The following is a 13,297-nucleotide window of genomic DNA, read 5'->3' on the forward strand; positions in this document are numbered from 1 at the left end:
CCTTCTCCTTCAAACGCGAATCTTCACGATCTTGCGCAGGAGCACGATGCCCACGAGCATCAGCACCAGCATGTACTTGAGCACCGTCTGTCCGATCGGGTCCGTCCACAGCGGCGCCATGAACTCGGGGTTGAAGACGTTCATGAGCGCCACCATGGCGAACGGCATCAGTCCCAGGATCCAGGCCGACAGGCGCCCTTCCGACGACAGTACCCGCACCCGCGCGAGCAGCTTGAGCCGGTCGCGAATGAGCCGGCTCAGGTTGCCCAGCACCTCGGTCAGGTTGCCGCCGGAATCGCGCTGGATCAGCACCGCCACCACGAAGTAGCGAAGATCGGTGAGCGGCACGCGCTCGCTGAGGTTGGTCAGCGCCTGCTGCAGCGAGACGCCGAAATTCACTTCGTCGGCGACCATGCGGAACTCGCTGGCGATCGGATCGCTCATTTCCTCGCCGATCATCTGCACGCCGCTCGCGAACGAGTGCCCTGCGCGCAGGGCGCGCGTCACCAGGTCCAGCGCGTCCGGCAGCTGCCTTTCCATGCGGGTCAGCCGGCGGCTGCGCTGGCGCTGCAGGTAGATCACTGGAAGCATCGCCGCGCCGATTCCGGCGGCGAGCGCCAGCAGCATTGGTTGGCGCGCCGTCCACGCCGTCACGAAGAACGCGAACACGCCGAGCACGCCGCACACCAGCAGGAAGCTAGAAACTGTCCAGTCCAGCCCCGCCTGCAATATGAAGCGGTCCAACCGGTGCGCCCGCGGCAGCGTCAGCAGCATGCGCTGCATCCACGGCACCTCGCTGAGCATGCGCTCCTTGACCAGGTGGGCCTGCGACGTGCGGTCGATCGCTGCGGAAAACGCCTGCAGCCGCTTCTCGATCTTGCGCGCTTCGGGCCCCTTGTAGGCGCGCCACAGCAGGTACAGACCCTCGATCATGAGCAGCACGGTCACGAAGACCAGCACGGTGACGGTAATGAGGGTGTGCCCCCCCAGGGTGTCGAACATGGCGGCCTCCTATTCGTAATGCTTGCTCGGCTCGAACATGGTGTCGGGCAGGTCCACGCCGTAGGCATGCAGCCGCTCCGCGAATTTCGGCCTGACGCCCGTCGCATGGAAATGGCCACGCACCTGGCCGTCGGGGCCCATGCCGGTCTGGTGGAAGGTAAAGATCTCCTGCATGGTGACCACCTCCCCTTCCATGCCGGTGATCTCCTGGATGCTGGTGACCTTGCGCCGCCCGTCGACCAGCCGCAGGACCTGGACGACCACCGTGATGGCCGAGGCGATCTGCTGGCGCACGGTGCGGTGCGGCAGGTTCAAGTTCGCCATGCCGATCATGTTCTCCAGCCGCGCCAGCGCATCGCGCGGCGTGTTGGCGTGGATGGTGGTGAGCGAGCCTTCGTGACCGGTGTTCATCGCCTGCAGCATGTCGACCGCCTCTGCGCCGCGCACTTCGCCGATGACGATGCGGTCGGGCCGCATGCGCAGCGCATTGCGCACCAGCGCACGCTGCGTGATCTCGCCCTTGCCCTCAATGTTCATTGGCCGCGTCTCCATGCGCGCCACGTGCGGCTGCTGCAGTTGGAGTTCCGCGGCATCCTCGATGGTGATGATGCGTTCGGTCGGCGGAATGAACCCCGAGAGAATGTTCAGCAACGTGGTCTTGCCCGCGCCCGTGCCGCCGGAGATGAGCATGTTCACCTTTGCCTGGGCCAGCCCCTCGAGCATCTGCGCCATCGGCGGCGTCAGCGACTTGAGGTCGTTCACGAGGTTCTCCATGCGCAGCGGGATCTTCGCGAAACGGCGAATCGACATCATCGGCCCGTCGAGCGCCACCGGCGCAATGACCGCATTGACACGCGAGCCGTCGGGCAGCCGCGCATCGACCATCGGGCTGGACTCGTCGATGCGCCGCCCCACCAGCGAGACGATCTTGTCGATGATGCGCAGCAGGTGTTTCTCGTCGGTGAAGCTGACATTGGTCAGCTCCAGCCGGCCCCGGCGCTCCACGTAGACCTTCTCGTGCGAATTGATCAGGATGTCCGAGACCGACGGGTCCGCCATCAGCAGCTCGATCGGCCCGAAACCGAGCATCTCGTGCTGGATGTCGCGGATCAGCGTGCGCCGCTCGATGTCGTTGAGCGCCTCGGGCTCTTCCTGCAGCAGGCGCGTGACCATGGTCGAGATTTCCTGGCGCAGGACTTCTGGCTTCAGGGTTTCGAGCGCGGCCAGGTCGAAGCGCTCCAGCAGCTTCAGGTGCATGCGCTCCTTCAGCAACTTGTAGGCATCCGACGCAAAGGGCGAGGCCGTTAGGTCGGCGGCATGGGCCGCCTGCCCGCGGCCGGGATCGGTCTCGATCGCATTGAGCTGTTCTCTGAATGACATGGGAACCTGCCTTGCTGTTGAAGAATGGATCTGTGATCAGGCGCGGCGGAAGAGCCGCCCGATGAAACCGGGCGCCGCCTCCTGCCGCGGACTGAGCGTGTGGGCGATCTCGGCGAGCCGCTTGGCGAGCGCGCTGCCGCGCGACATCTCCACCAGCGGGACGCCCCGGTTGATGGACGTGTCCACATCCTTGCCGCCGTCCGGCACGATCGAGAGCGTCGCGCCGACCAGCGAGCGCCGCATGTCAGACAGCCCGATCTCGCCGCCGCCTGCGCTGCGGTTCACGAGCAACTCGACCTTGCCGGGCGGGTAGCCCAGCGACTTGAACACCTGCATCAGGCGCGTCACGTTGCGGATATGCGGCAAGCTCGGCTGCAGCACGGGAAAGATGCGGTCCGCACGGTCCAGCACCCGGATCGAGAGCGTGTCGATGCGCGGGCCGAGGTCGAATAGCACAAAGTCGTACATCGGCAGCGCGACCTGCAGAATCGCGTCGATGTGCTCGGCCTTGACGTCCATCGCGCGCGAAAGGTCGTCGGGTGCCGGCAGGATGCTGAAGCCCGGCGCCACGCGCACCACGCTGGCCGTGAGCAGCGACGCGTCGAGGCGACCGATGTCGCGCGCAACGTCCGCCATCGTGGAGGTCGGCCGCATATCGCTGACATACGACAGCGCGTCGCCGAACTGCAGGTTCAGGTCGATCAGCAGCACCGAGCGCTCCCGCGAGAGCTGGTAGCCGATGTTGGTCGAGAGAAAGGTCGAGCCGCTGCCGCCCTTGCAGGGCATGAACGCCACCACCTGGCCGGGGCTGCGCGCCTGCGTGCCGGCCATCTTGAGCGCGATGCGCTCGACGGCGGCTTCGAGCGCGGCGGTGTCGGAAGGCGACGGCAGCACCTCGCGCACGCCCGCGCGCATCGCGTGGATCAGGAACTCCGGGGTCTGCATGGCACACAGCAGCACCACCGCGATCGCCGGGTGCTGCAGCGTGAGCTTTTCCACCAGCACGAGCTCCTGAAGGTCGCAGCACATGCCGTCGACCAGCAGCATCTCGGGCGCTGCCTTCTCGACGACCCACTGCATCCGGCTCTTGCCGCCCTCGAACAGCGACACGTGATGGGAGCGCGCTTCGAGGACCTTGCGCATGTCCTGCAGGTGGTTCGGATTGGGGGAGATGATGGCGATCTTCATGGTCGTGTCCGGTGCGTTGCTAGGAACAGATGGCCGCGCTGTTCGGGTCCTTGCGCATGACCTCGCGCGGCAGGTAGGTCGAGAACCCAGGCATGGGGATCAGCGGCGCGGCGGCGCCCACGATGGGAGAAATCCACTGGTAGTTCAGGCCGGTGACGCTGACGGTGACGCCCTGGCACGTAGCGGCCGTGCAGCCCGAAGGCGCCCACGTCACCGACACGGTGCTGATCTGCGGCAGCAGCGCCTTCATGCGGGCGAGCACCTGGGCCTGGTAGGCGGTGTCGTCGCACACCACCGCATACCGGGCTCCCGCGCGCGTTGCCTCCTGGGCCGCGCTCCACATGAACAGCATGCGCGAGAAGTCGACGATGCCCAGAAGGAGCATCAGGAAGATGAGCAGGCCCAGGGCGAATTCGACGGTCGTCGCGCCTTTGACGTGGTGGTGTCTCATGATGGCGCCCTCATGGTGGCGTTGATTTCGCTGAAGACGATGTTTCCGTTCGCACCGGTGAAGACAACACCCATCACCGAAGGAAACATCGAATGGAAGGTGTAGCTGCTGACGCGCACCGTGACCGTGGTGATGATCGGGTTGGCCCCGGCCGCTTGCCAGGTGCAGCAGCTGCCGGCCGGCACGTTCGCAAGGCTCAGCCCGCGTGCCAGCGGCGTTCCGGTGCCGGCAGTGTTACCGTACACGATCAGATTGCGCGCCTCGGTGACGTGCGTGTTGGGCGTCTGCACCGACAGGTAGCGCACCGCATCGCGGGTTGATTTGACGACCGCGTTGTACTCGTACATCGCACGGCCGAACTCGGTGGTGATGAAGGTCAGCAGCAGCAGCAGCGGCGTGATCAGCGCCAGCTCGATCAGCGCGGCGCCATGCTGGGTGCGATGGGAATTTTTCATGATGCTCGCCTCATCTCACCAGGACCGGAACCAGCGGGCCTGCCGATCCGCCAGCCAATCCGCTGGTGGTACAGGGGCTGCCGACGGCTCCGGCGTTGCCGCGGAATTCCAACTGCACGTTGGTCATCGGAATGCTCAGTGGCTGCAGCATCAGCATGCAGAGGTAGTCGATCACGTGGTTGCCGCCGTCGATGACCGGCACCGTGACGATGCGGCGGTCCAGGCCGTACTGCATGTGGCCTCCGGCAACGTTGCCGGGATTGGCCAGCTTCTGGAAACTGTTGAGCGACAGCCCGGTGATCGATTCGCAACTGTTCGCGCCTTTCACTTTGGTGCCGGTGTCGGCACAGGAAGCAAAGGCGGCCCGCTTGGTCACGAAGTTCTGGCCAGTTCCGGACCCAGGCGCCGGGCCGTTATAGGCATTGAACTGCGCGGGCCAGTTGAGCGAGGTGTAGGCATAGCCGGTGTAGTCGGGCCGATCCACGCTCGGATCGCCGCTGTTCTTGTAGATGCCGAAGCGATAGTTCCAGGTGTCGGCCACCGAGGTCTGCACGCCGGGGGTACCGATCGTGTCGCCCACCTTGGCGCCACAGCGGCCGTTGAGTTCGGCTTCGGTTTCCGAGGCGCTGTTGCTGCCGTCGAGGTTGGCCCAGCCGATCTGGCCGCCCACGGCCGCGTTCTGCGCCATGATCAGCGTCACCCATTCGCCGACAGCAAAGCCGTAGTTCGGCGCCGTGCCGCCCGGCTTTGGCTTCGCCGCGACCGGAATGGGGCACGCGGTCTGTGCACTGGCGCGGGTGGCGACGGCGCTCGCCGCGACACTGCGTGTCGCGGGGTTCCCGGCGGTATCGCCCGAGAAGGCACCCATGGCCTGCAACAGCCACATCTTGATGCTGGGCTGGGTGTGCACGCATTGCGCGTAGACGGCCGCGGTCGGATCGATCGTAGCCGCGTAGGCGCTATCGCGGAACGTGACTTCAGTGGCCACGATCTGGCCCTTCCCGCTCCAGGTGGCCGACTGCATGTTCACCCGGTTCGCGTTGCCGGCCGTCTGGCCGGCGCTCTTGCCCCGCGTGATCGCCGAGCTCGTTTTGTCGAGCTCGCGCGCCGCGGCCAGCGCGCAACTGTCCACCGCCGTCTGCAGTTCGGTCCTGACGACGAACAAGTGACCGAAGTCGAGCGCAATGCCCATGAAGCCCAGCAAGAACAACAGGAACAGCGCGGCAGTGACGATCATCGCGCCACGCTGGCGATGATGACGATGACGACGATGAGTGCAACGGACTTGCATGGTGGGCCTCGCGCGCAGTGACGGTGGTGGTTCGGCACAAAAGGCTCAGGAACAACCCGAACCGTTGAGGCAATTAGTGACGCGGGTAATGAAGGCAGTAAGGCTGCCGTTGGTCACCAGCGGTTGCAACGCGATCACCAGCACGATGGAGACGACGGCAATGATCAGTGCGTACTCGACCACCTGAGCACCGCGCTCTTCCTGCATGAATGACTTGAACATGATGAGAACCTCGCTTCTGTGTTGGGCAGACAGCCTGAATGGCGGGCTGCGAGCCATGGACACGCCGGCCCGCCCCCGCCCTCGCACTGCTTATGGACAGGACACTCCGGTGAGGCAGTTGCTCACATGAGTGATGAAGGTCGAGAAGCTGCCACCGTTGTCGGTGAGCGCTTTCAGCGCAACGATCAGCGCGATAGAGACGACAGCGATGATCAGCGCGTACTCCACGACTTGAGCGCCGCTTTCGTCCTGCAGGAATGACTTGAACATAGTGACTACCTCGATTCTTTGTTGAAGAGGGCAGTGGGAGCGGCGGAAGCGGACATCGGATCGGGCAACAGCCCTGCCCGCCCCGCCCTCTAGCTGCTTATGGGCAGGACACTCCGGTGAGGCAGTTGCTCACATGAGTGATGAAGGTCGAGAAACTGCCACCGTTGTTGGTGAGCGCCTTCAGCGCAACGATCAGCGCGATCGAGACGACCGCGATGATCAGTGCGTACTCGACGACCTGTGCGCCGTCATCGTCGCGGAGAAAGCGACCAGTGGATTGGCCGATGGCCTGGAGAAAGTTTTTCATGGTTCTTTCCTTTCAAGGTTTGAACAGTTGGAAATCAGATTTGAAAAATGCGTGCTGGGGAAAAAAGTTCGTTGCAATTCGTGGCGTTCTCCTTTCCATGTGAAGGCTCGTGTGGAATGAATCCGCGAAACGCGGCTTGTCACTTCGCCGAGCCACCGCCCTGACCACCGATCTGGCCGCCGATGTTGATGACATTGACCGCAGGTGGCGGCGTCTTGTAAGACTCGTGGTACTGATTCATCGACTCGCGTGCCGCACGGCCATCCATACCCACGACCGGGTCGCCGTTCTTTCCGGCCTCCGGGTTCAGCGTCATCTTTCTCTTGGCGTCGCGCACAGCGTCGCCGAAGCGCGCGTCGTAGTTGGGCGTGACATGCGAGCAGCCGGTCGCCAGGAGGCATACGAGCGCAAGGGTGGTCGATCTGATGAACATGGCGGTGCTCCTCACTGGGTGTCGCTGGCCGGGGCGGCCGATGCCGGGGTGGTGCTTTCGAGGGCGCCGTTCAGGTAGACCTCGGCGCGGCTGGGAACGACGTGGTTGTCCGTCGGGACTCGCGGCGACTCGGCCAGCGGCCGGACCAGGCGCGGGGTGATGACGAACATCAATTCGGTCTGGTCGTTCTGGAACTCTGTGCTGCGGAAAAGTGCCCCCATCACCGGCACCTCGCCGAGCCCGGGGTAGCGCTTGATGGTCTCGGTCACGTTGCTCTTGATGAGCCCGGCAATGACGAAGCTCTGGCCGTCGTTGAGCTGCACGGTGGTGTCGGCGCGGCGCACCGTCAGCGAAGGCAGCACGGCAGTGACGCCCGATACGGTGGTGAAGGGCGAACCGGTCTGCGACAGGTCCGACACCTCGGACACCATCTTGAGATTGACCCGGTCGCCGTTGAGCACGGTCGGAGTGAACTTGACCCCGATGCCGAACTCCTTCTCCTCCAGCGTGATGTTCGTCCCTCCGCCGCCGGCGGCACTCTGCGCCACCGGAATGAATATCTTGCCGCCCGACAGGAAGCTGGCCTGCTGGCCGCTGATGGCCATGATGTTGGGCTCCGCGAGGATGCGCACCAGCCCGTCGTCCTTCTGGCCGTCGATGGTCAGCGAGGTGCGGCCGACGCGAAGCGCCTGAACCAGCCCTGCGCCCGTGCTCAGGAAGTTGGAGATCAGCGAGTAGTTGTTCAAGCCGCCGTTGCCCGTGCGCGCAATGCCCACGCGCGAGCCCAACCGGTCGAGCAAGGTCTTGCTGACCTCGGCGATCTTCACTTCGAGCATGACCTGCTGCGGCGCCGTGACACGCAGCAGGTTCACAACCTTCTTGCCGTCGGCGCCGTAGGCCGACGCAAGGCTCATCACGTCGTCGAGCTTGAGCGCATCGCTGATCTCGCCGGTGAGCACAATGGACTTTTCCGCGCTGCGCACCTGGATGCGGCGCTCCTCGGGCATCAGTTCCGCGAGCTTGGACTGCAGCGCTCCCGGATCGATGGTGACGATCACATCCTTGATGTAGCAAGTGCCGTCCGCACTCTGCAGCACGACGTTCATCGAGCCCGCCTGGCGGCCGCGGAAGAACAGGTCGGTCGGGCTCAGCAGCGTCACGTCGACATCGGCAATGCCGTCGCCGGCATTCGCAGCCGCGGCCGGTGCTGGCGGCGCCATCCCCGCCGGCACGGCAGCCGCTGCGGGCGCCCGGCTCGGCGGCTGCCCGCTGACCACGATGCGGACGACGCGGGCCTTCAGCGGGATGACCACCGACTTGCCCAGTACGGCCTGCGTCGGCTGGTCGTCCGGAATGATCGCGGTGCAGCGCCGGGTGGCTGGTGCCGCGGGCGCCGCAACGGCGGCGGTGGCGGCCGCAGCCGCGGCAGGCACCGCGAGTTCGGCGGAGATGGCGGGGGCCGCCATCATCGTGAGTGCCGCCAGCAACCAGGCGGGGGTGGGAGAGAGATAGTGCACTTGGTGTTCCTCCTGGAGGTTTGGATCAGAAGCAGGCGAGAGAGCGAGTGGCGTTCTGGATCACTTCCACGCACTGGGACGCAGGCGCCATGGCAGGGCCGGTGCGCGCCACTCGCGGCCGGGCCGGCGCCGCCGCCGCCACCGTGGTGGCGATCGGCATGATTTCCTTCTCGCCGAACAACTGGCCCTTGGTGATGCCGCCCGTTGCGACGGTGGTCTTGTCCATCTGGTTGCGCAGCACGAGCGACAGGGTTCCCACGCTGCGTGCCAAGTCGAGCTTCTCGGAATCCTCGAGCGAGAGCTCCAGCGTCACGGCGCTCACCACCTTCGGCTTGGTGTCGTCGCGATTGGCCTCTTGTGCAACCGCCAGCACCAGGACCTTCTCCAGCACGGTCTTGCTGATCTGGCTGTTCTGCTCGCCCTTGGCCTTGTCCTTGTCCTGCTGGGCGTTGACCATCACGTCGACGTAGTTGCCCGGCAATGCGAAGCCGGCAACGCCGACCACGTCGTTGACGCGCACCGTCATGGCCCGCTTGCCGCTGGCGATCACCGCCGACAGCCCGCCCTGGGTGCCCACCGGCGCCAGCTTGCCTTCCATGATCGCTTCGCCGCGCAGCACGCCGACCTTCACCACGCGGTCGTTCAGCGCCTTGATGTCGCTGAACGAGCCGCTCGGTATGGAGCCAGCGGGCCAGTCGACCGTTGAGAGCATCTGCGCGTTGACGCGGCTGCCCAGTTCGATGTCGACGGCGGCCACGACCACCTTGTTGGAAGCGATTCCGCCTTGCCGCGATATCCACCCGGTCGCATAGACCGCGGCGGCCAGCCCTGTGAGCAAGGCCAGAAAGATCAGCCCGAGCGCCTTGATGTTCTTCATGTGAACCTCGCGTTGGATGAGAAATTGGTGGATGAATGAAAGGGCTAGACGTAGCCCAGCTGGTGCGCAAGCACGTTGATCACCGTGCCCGCCGCAATGCAGATTCCGTAGGGCAGCTTTCCGACGGACTGCTCCGCCGAAACGTGCCCGGTGGGACGAACTCCCACGATGCTGGAGACCGCCATGCCCTGTGCCGCAGCCTTGACATTGGCCAGCATGTGCCCGAGGCGGCGCCGATGGATCGCGAAGGCCAGGGCCACCACGCCGCCGACGATGAAAGTGCAGAGCACGGCCATCAGCGTCTGCTGGGGCCCGAGGAAGGCACCTGCCATCGCCATCAGCTTGACGTCGCCGGCACCCATGATCCCGATCACATAGAACGTCAGCATTGCGCCGAAGCCCACGGCCAGTCCGCCGAATGCGCTCAATGCGCCCACGGTGGGCGTGCGGGCCGCAAGCGTTCCGGCGATGAGCGCGAAGAGCGCGCCACCGAAGGTCAGCCAGTTGGGAATGCGGTAGAAGCGCCAGTCGCTGACGGCGGCCACGCCGAGCAGCGCGAAGAGCGCGAGCATGCGAACGTCGGAAACCAGCATTCCCAGCAGTTCGAGAACGGCGTTGAATTCCTGCATGGTGGGCTCCGCGGGTTCAGGCGCTGCGCCGGATGGCGAGCCACAGGAGCAGGCACACGACCACCACGAGCGCACCGATCAGTGCGAACTCCATGAGTGACATGCCTGCGTCTTCGCGCAGCAGGTTCATGAAGAGTCTCGGCGGCAGTGCGAGCGTTTGCATGTGTGTTCCCCGGTTGTCGTTGCCGGCCTGAACTGCCTGTTTGCCCGGTATGGGCAGAAGCGTTCGGCCTGGGGATGACTTTAGGAATCACGCCGTTCGCGCACATGAGCGAAGCGCCCTTTCTTGGGGGAGTCAAGCGCCCTGCCCGTGCAGGGCGGGAGCATGACAAAACGCTCTGGTGCAGCGTGACAACCAGTCGATGGCCAGTTGGCAGGAAGGCGCCATTGGCGACCGTGTTGCGAAGGTTCGGCGAATTCAGGGATGCCGCCGAGAGCGCGCCGGGCTCGTCTCGGCGTTGGCACGGGGAGGACATCGACGGCGGGCAGCAAATTCAATTACTTCGCTTTCATCCGGTTTCTATCTACCTGACCGGTCGTCGAATGCCGCATTTCTCTCGCGGCCACCGTATGGCGGGAGTATTTTTCCGCCCCACCGGGAAAGGACTCACCCATGCCTTTCGCCATAGCCTCGTGCTACCCAGCACAGGGCATTCTTCGTCGCTTCCCCGACGCAGAAACTGCACCTCGGTCATGGCGAAAGCACTTAAACCCCGCCACTGATCGACAGCCGATAGCCGGATCGTTCGGTGATCGGGTTCGTTTCACCATCTTTCGAGGAAGCATCATGAAGAAGACTCTCATCGCGATCGCAGTGGTCCTGATTGGAAGCGTTGCCTCGGCAACCAGCACCACGGCGCTTGCTGCGACCAGCACGACGACTGGCTCCTCCAGTTCTGCAGGCTCGGTGGCGGCCAGTTCCGGCACCGGAAGCGCATTCAGCTACAACGCGGCCAATTCCAGCTCATCGGCCACTGCCCATGCGGCAGGCGGCGCGGTCAGCTTCCCGGGCCTGCGTGTCGGCGGCGCATCGGCAAGCGGTTCGGCAACCACCCAGGGCAGCGTGACCAGCGTGGCCGCGACGACCGGCAACGGCCTCGCAGCAGGCGGCGCCAATGCGTCGGCCAACGCAGGCGCGGCTTCCAACGCCAACTACAGCGCGGGCGGATCGAACCCCATCAGCGGCGGTGCAGGCGGCGCAGCCACCTCCTCGACCAACAACACGGCCGCAACGGCCGCAGGCCCTGGCGGCGGCCTTGCCATCGTGACGCGGACCTCGGGCACAACGTCGGGCTACAGCGCCTCCTCCGGCGCCGTCAATGGCTTCGTCAACGGCACGACCACCTCGGCGACGGCGGGCTCGATCGGCGGCTCCTTCGGCGTGACCAACATCGCCTTCGGCAACGCTGGCGGTTTCACCAATGGTGGCGGCACCAACGGGGCAGCTGGCGCAGGCGCAACCGCATCGGCTCCCTGAGCCTCGCTCACATCGGTGCTGAACCTGGAAACGGGGAGGGGCAGATGCCCTTTCCCGGTCCCTCAAAGGAGTCGAAAAATGAAGAGACTGCTTTTTCTCGCGTTGATGACGGTGTCCGCGGCGGCCACCGCCCAACAGACCAACAGCAACAGCGGTGCGTCCAGCACGGCCACGACATCGGCCCAGGGCAACAGCCAGTCGGTGACGTTCGCGAGTCCCGCGAGCGTGACCACCCAGTCGACGATGACCAGCAACCAGAACGTCAACAACACGGGTGCGACGACGAACACCGTCGACTATCGCGGCAGCTACACGATCAAGAACGTGCCGTCGGTCAATGGCCCCAACCTGACGACGAGCAACGACACCTGCATGGGCAGCTCGAGCGCCAGCGCGAACGGCCCGGGCGTCGGACTGAGCTTCGGCACCACCTGGACGGACGAGCACTGCAAGCGCCTCAAGATGAGCCGCGAACTCTGGAACAAGGGCATGAAGGCCGCGTCGCTCGCCATGGACTGCATGGACCCAGCGGCCATGGCAGCGCTGGAGATGACAGGCACCAAGTGCCCGCAGTCGATGACGGCGGACGAGCGCGTGACGGCCTATGGGCCGCAGGCATCGGCAAGCGGGGCACCCGCCGCGCCACCGCGTCCGGTGGCTGTCGTGGTACCGGCGCCCCCTCCCGCGCCAGCACCGATGCCGGTGACTCCACAGCCCGTGGCCGTCATTCCTCCTGCCGCCCCGGCAGCACTGCCCGTGCCCACACCTTCCGCTGCCCCGCTGCCGGCACCGCCCGCGCCTGTCGCGGAAGTCGCGCCTGCCCCGCAGCAACCGCAGGCTGCGGCTGTCCCGGAAGAGTCCGTCGCAGCGGTCACGATGCCCGTCGTCAGCGCCACGGTGACGCCGATCGATCCGGGCGAAGTGGCGTCCATCCGTGCCGCATCGCTCATGCTGGACCAGCGGGTCGACGACATCGCGGCCGCACCGCGTCCGGCATCCGCCGCGCAATGACCGCACGGAGCGCCAAATGACCAGGACCGTACTCCTCCTCTGGCTGGCGGCCTGCTGCGCGGCAAGCTCTGCGGCGCCCGCTGCCGTGCAGCCCACGCTGCGCGTCGAGCGGATGAATATGGGCAGCGGCCTGCAGAACGCACGGGGCACCGAAAACGCGCAGCCGGTCGGCTCCCTCGGCGTGTGGCACGTGCCGCAGTACCTGCCGGGCTTTCCCACGGCGGCGACCATCTGGCCGCGCGTGATCGTCATCCAGTGCACGGAAGACCTGTGTGCGGGCTACACGATCACGCCCGAGCTGGGGCGCGGTGAATATCTTTTCTTCGTGCCGGCGAACAAGTAGCCGGGAGCGCATTCACGGCGTGCCCCCTTTTCCGAGGCCGGCGCGCAGTGATTGCGCCGTGGCGTCTGCCGCTTCGATTCGCCGTTGCAGTTCCTCGTTGACCACGCCCACCAGCGCTGCAAGTTCCTCTCGGCTCGGATAGACCTCCTGCGTATCGCTCACCCCTTGCTGGACGATGAGCTTTTCGAGGCACGCATACGCGCGATGCATCGACTGAAGGCTGCCGATGTCGTCGCACAGCTGCAGCGCGAGCAGCTCAGCGCTCTGTGAGGCGGAAGATTCGGAAGGGGAAGAGGCGCGCGCGGATACAGCCATGAGTGGGCTCCAAGGGTTTCGGTTTGCTGAAACCGACGCACCCGAGTCCAAGCGGGGGCGGCGGCTCGACGGGTTGGACTACCGGGAAACCACTTGCGTGAAACCGGCCGGGCTCGCGCCCGCCCATCG

Annotated in this window: 18 protein-coding genes; 3 read left to right on the top strand and 15 right to left on the bottom strand. The window is 65.4% G+C overall.

Translation table 11 applies throughout. The annotated features are described in order from the left end of the window. Positions 1 to 9 precede the first annotated feature (9 nt). The 14 genes from AC1DFC_RS08725 to AC1DFC_RS08790 all read right to left on the bottom strand — a co-directional run bounded on the left by AC1DFC_RS08725 (position 10) and on the right by AC1DFC_RS08790 (position 10,185). Complete coding sequence (locus AC1DFC_RS08725; protein ID WP_478178987.1) at positions 10 to 1,002, bottom strand: type II secretion system F family protein; 993 nt, start codon at positions 1,000 to 1,002, stop codon at positions 10 to 12. A 9-nt stretch (positions 1,003 to 1,011) separates the two neighbouring features. Continuing rightward, positions 1,012 to 2,382 carry a CpaF family protein gene (locus AC1DFC_RS08730; RefSeq protein ID WP_478178988.1) on the bottom strand — a complete coding sequence of 457 codons (1,371 nt, stop codon included), beginning with the start codon at positions 2,380 to 2,382 and terminating at the stop codon, positions 1,012 to 1,014. A 36-nt stretch (positions 2,383 to 2,418) separates the two neighbouring features. After that, positions 2,419 to 3,570: a CpaE/TadZ family protein gene (locus AC1DFC_RS08735; RefSeq protein WP_478178989.1), complete on the bottom strand. Its 1,152-nt coding sequence runs from the start codon at positions 3,568 to 3,570 to the stop codon at positions 2,419 to 2,421. 19 nt (positions 3,571 to 3,589) lie between these two features. Further along, entirely contained in the window at positions 3,590 to 4,021 is a 432-nt protein-coding gene (locus AC1DFC_RS08740; RefSeq protein WP_478178990.1) for a TadE/TadG family type IV pilus assembly protein, read from the bottom strand. Beyond that, positions 4,018 to 4,476 carry a TadE/TadG family type IV pilus assembly protein gene (locus tag AC1DFC_RS08745; protein ID WP_478178991.1) on the bottom strand — a complete coding sequence of 153 codons (459 nt, stop codon included), beginning with the start codon at positions 4,474 to 4,476 and terminating at the stop codon, positions 4,018 to 4,020. The genes AC1DFC_RS08740 and AC1DFC_RS08745 overlap by 4 nt, the downstream gene beginning before the upstream one ends. A gap of 10 nt (positions 4,477 to 4,486) precedes the next feature. Further along, positions 4,487 to 5,713 carry a pilus assembly protein TadG-related protein gene (locus tag AC1DFC_RS08750; RefSeq protein ID WP_478178992.1) on the bottom strand — a complete coding sequence of 409 codons (1,227 nt, stop codon included), beginning with the start codon at positions 5,711 to 5,713 and terminating at the stop codon, positions 4,487 to 4,489. 99 nt (positions 5,714 to 5,812) lie between these two features. Next, positions 5,813 to 5,989, bottom strand: coding sequence for a Flp family type IVb pilin (locus AC1DFC_RS08755; protein WP_478178993.1), 177 nt, complete (start codon positions 5,987 to 5,989; stop codon positions 5,813 to 5,815). Positions 5,990 to 6,079: 90 nt separating this feature from the next. Then, positions 6,080 to 6,259, bottom strand: a complete 180-nt coding sequence (locus AC1DFC_RS08760) for a Flp family type IVb pilin (RefSeq protein WP_478178994.1) — start codon at positions 6,257 to 6,259, stop codon at positions 6,080 to 6,082. A 97-nt stretch (positions 6,260 to 6,356) separates the two neighbouring features. Next, positions 6,357 to 6,566, bottom strand: coding sequence for a Flp family type IVb pilin (locus tag AC1DFC_RS08765; RefSeq protein WP_478178995.1), 210 nt, complete (start codon positions 6,564 to 6,566; stop codon positions 6,357 to 6,359). Positions 6,567 to 6,705: 139 nt separating this feature from the next. Next, positions 6,706 to 6,999 (bottom strand): hypothetical protein, encoded by a 294-nt coding sequence (locus tag AC1DFC_RS08770; RefSeq protein ID WP_478178996.1) that lies wholly within the window; start codon positions 6,997 to 6,999, stop codon positions 6,706 to 6,708. Between the two features lie 11 nt (positions 7,000 to 7,010). Next, positions 7,011 to 8,468 (bottom strand): type II and III secretion system protein family protein, encoded by a 1,458-nt coding sequence (locus tag AC1DFC_RS08775; RefSeq protein ID WP_478179125.1) that lies wholly within the window; start codon positions 8,466 to 8,468, stop codon positions 7,011 to 7,013. Positions 8,469 to 8,541: 73 nt separating this feature from the next. Continuing rightward, positions 8,542 to 9,393: a Flp pilus assembly protein CpaB gene (gene cpaB / locus AC1DFC_RS08780; RefSeq protein WP_478178997.1), complete on the bottom strand. Its 852-nt coding sequence runs from the start codon at positions 9,391 to 9,393 to the stop codon at positions 8,542 to 8,544. Between the two features lie 44 nt (positions 9,394 to 9,437). Then, a complete protein-coding gene (locus AC1DFC_RS08785) occupies positions 9,438 to 10,022 on the bottom strand; it encodes an A24 family peptidase (protein WP_478178998.1) in 585 nt (194 codons plus the stop codon). Between the two features lie 16 nt (positions 10,023 to 10,038). Then, positions 10,039 to 10,185 carry a hypothetical protein gene (locus AC1DFC_RS08790; RefSeq protein WP_007832100.1) on the bottom strand — a complete coding sequence of 49 codons (147 nt, stop codon included), beginning with the start codon at positions 10,183 to 10,185 and terminating at the stop codon, positions 10,039 to 10,041. A gap of 624 nt (positions 10,186 to 10,809) precedes the next feature. Here AC1DFC_RS08790 and AC1DFC_RS08795 point away from each other — a divergent pair. The 3 genes from AC1DFC_RS08795 (at position 10,810) to AC1DFC_RS08805 (ending at position 12,853) form a co-directional block, all read left to right on the top strand. Beyond that, entirely contained in the window at positions 10,810 to 11,499 is a 690-nt protein-coding gene (locus AC1DFC_RS08795; RefSeq protein WP_478178999.1) for a hypothetical protein, read from the top strand. A gap of 78 nt (positions 11,500 to 11,577) precedes the next feature. Beyond that, a complete protein-coding gene (locus AC1DFC_RS08800; protein ID WP_478179000.1) occupies positions 11,578 to 12,510 on the top strand; it encodes a hypothetical protein in 933 nt (310 codons plus the stop codon). A 16-nt stretch (positions 12,511 to 12,526) separates the two neighbouring features. After that, complete coding sequence (locus tag AC1DFC_RS08805; protein WP_478179001.1) at positions 12,527 to 12,853, top strand: hypothetical protein; 327 nt, start codon at positions 12,527 to 12,529, stop codon at positions 12,851 to 12,853. Between the two features lie 12 nt (positions 12,854 to 12,865). Here the strand turns inward: AC1DFC_RS08805 and AC1DFC_RS08810 are convergent, their stop codons facing one another. Beyond that, positions 12,866 to 13,168 carry a hypothetical protein gene (locus AC1DFC_RS08810; RefSeq protein ID WP_478179002.1) on the bottom strand — a complete coding sequence of 101 codons (303 nt, stop codon included), beginning with the start codon at positions 13,166 to 13,168 and terminating at the stop codon, positions 12,866 to 12,868. Positions 13,169 to 13,297 lie beyond the last annotated feature (129 nt).

The sequence above is a fragment of the Variovorax sp. 10L421 genome (genome assembly GCF_056395365.1).

What these genes read in the sequence shown, in the direction of transcription:
- AC1DFC_RS08790 (WP_007832100.1), bottom strand. Translation starts at nt 10,185, where the DNA reads ATGCAAACGCTCGCACTGCCGCCGAGACTCTTCATGAACCTGCTGCGC.
- AC1DFC_RS08750 (WP_478178992.1), bottom strand. Translation starts at nt 5,713, where the DNA reads ATGATCGTCACTGCCGCGCTGTTCCTGTTGTTCTTGCTGGGCTTCATG.
- AC1DFC_RS08730 (WP_478178988.1), bottom strand. Translation starts at nt 2,382, where the DNA reads ATGTCATTCAGAGAACAGCTCAATGCGATCGAGACCGATCCCGGCCGC.
- AC1DFC_RS08725 (WP_478178987.1), bottom strand. Translation starts at nt 1,002, where the DNA reads ATGTTCGACACCCTGGGGGGGCACACCCTCATTACCGTCACCGTGCTG.
- AC1DFC_RS08800 (WP_478179000.1), top strand. Translation starts at nt 11,578, where the DNA reads ATGAAGAGACTGCTTTTTCTCGCGTTGATGACGGTGTCCGCGGCGGCC.
- AC1DFC_RS08765 (WP_478178995.1), bottom strand. Translation starts at nt 6,566, where the DNA reads ATGAAAAACTTTCTCCAGGCCATCGGCCAATCCACTGGTCGCTTTCTC.
- AC1DFC_RS08795 (WP_478178999.1), top strand. Translation starts at nt 10,810, where the DNA reads ATGAAGAAGACTCTCATCGCGATCGCAGTGGTCCTGATTGGAAGCGTT.
- cpaB (WP_478178997.1), bottom strand. Translation starts at nt 9,393, where the DNA reads ATGAAGAACATCAAGGCGCTCGGGCTGATCTTTCTGGCCTTGCTCACA.
- AC1DFC_RS08810 (WP_478179002.1), bottom strand. Translation starts at nt 13,168, where the DNA reads ATGGCTGTATCCGCGCGCGCCTCTTCCCCTTCCGAATCTTCCGCCTCA.
- AC1DFC_RS08785 (WP_478178998.1), bottom strand. Translation starts at nt 10,022, where the DNA reads ATGCAGGAATTCAACGCCGTTCTCGAACTGCTGGGAATGCTGGTTTCC.
- AC1DFC_RS08770 (WP_478178996.1), bottom strand. Translation starts at nt 6,999, where the DNA reads ATGTTCATCAGATCGACCACCCTTGCGCTCGTATGCCTCCTGGCGACC.
- AC1DFC_RS08735 (WP_478178989.1), bottom strand. Translation starts at nt 3,570, where the DNA reads ATGAAGATCGCCATCATCTCCCCCAATCCGAACCACCTGCAGGACATG.
- AC1DFC_RS08755 (WP_478178993.1), bottom strand. Translation starts at nt 5,989, where the DNA reads ATGTTCAAGTCATTCATGCAGGAAGAGCGCGGTGCTCAGGTGGTCGAG.
- AC1DFC_RS08775 (WP_478179125.1), bottom strand. Translation starts at nt 8,468, where the DNA reads ATGATGGCGGCCCCCGCCATCTCCGCCGAACTCGCGGTGCCTGCCGCG.
- AC1DFC_RS08740 (WP_478178990.1), bottom strand. Translation starts at nt 4,021, where the DNA reads ATGAGACACCACCACGTCAAAGGCGCGACGACCGTCGAATTCGCCCTG.
- AC1DFC_RS08745 (WP_478178991.1), bottom strand. Translation starts at nt 4,476, where the DNA reads ATGAAAAATTCCCATCGCACCCAGCATGGCGCCGCGCTGATCGAGCTG.
- AC1DFC_RS08760 (WP_478178994.1), bottom strand. Translation starts at nt 6,259, where the DNA reads ATGTTCAAGTCATTCCTGCAGGACGAAAGCGGCGCTCAAGTCGTGGAG.
- AC1DFC_RS08805 (WP_478179001.1), top strand. Translation starts at nt 12,527, where the DNA reads ATGACCAGGACCGTACTCCTCCTCTGGCTGGCGGCCTGCTGCGCGGCA.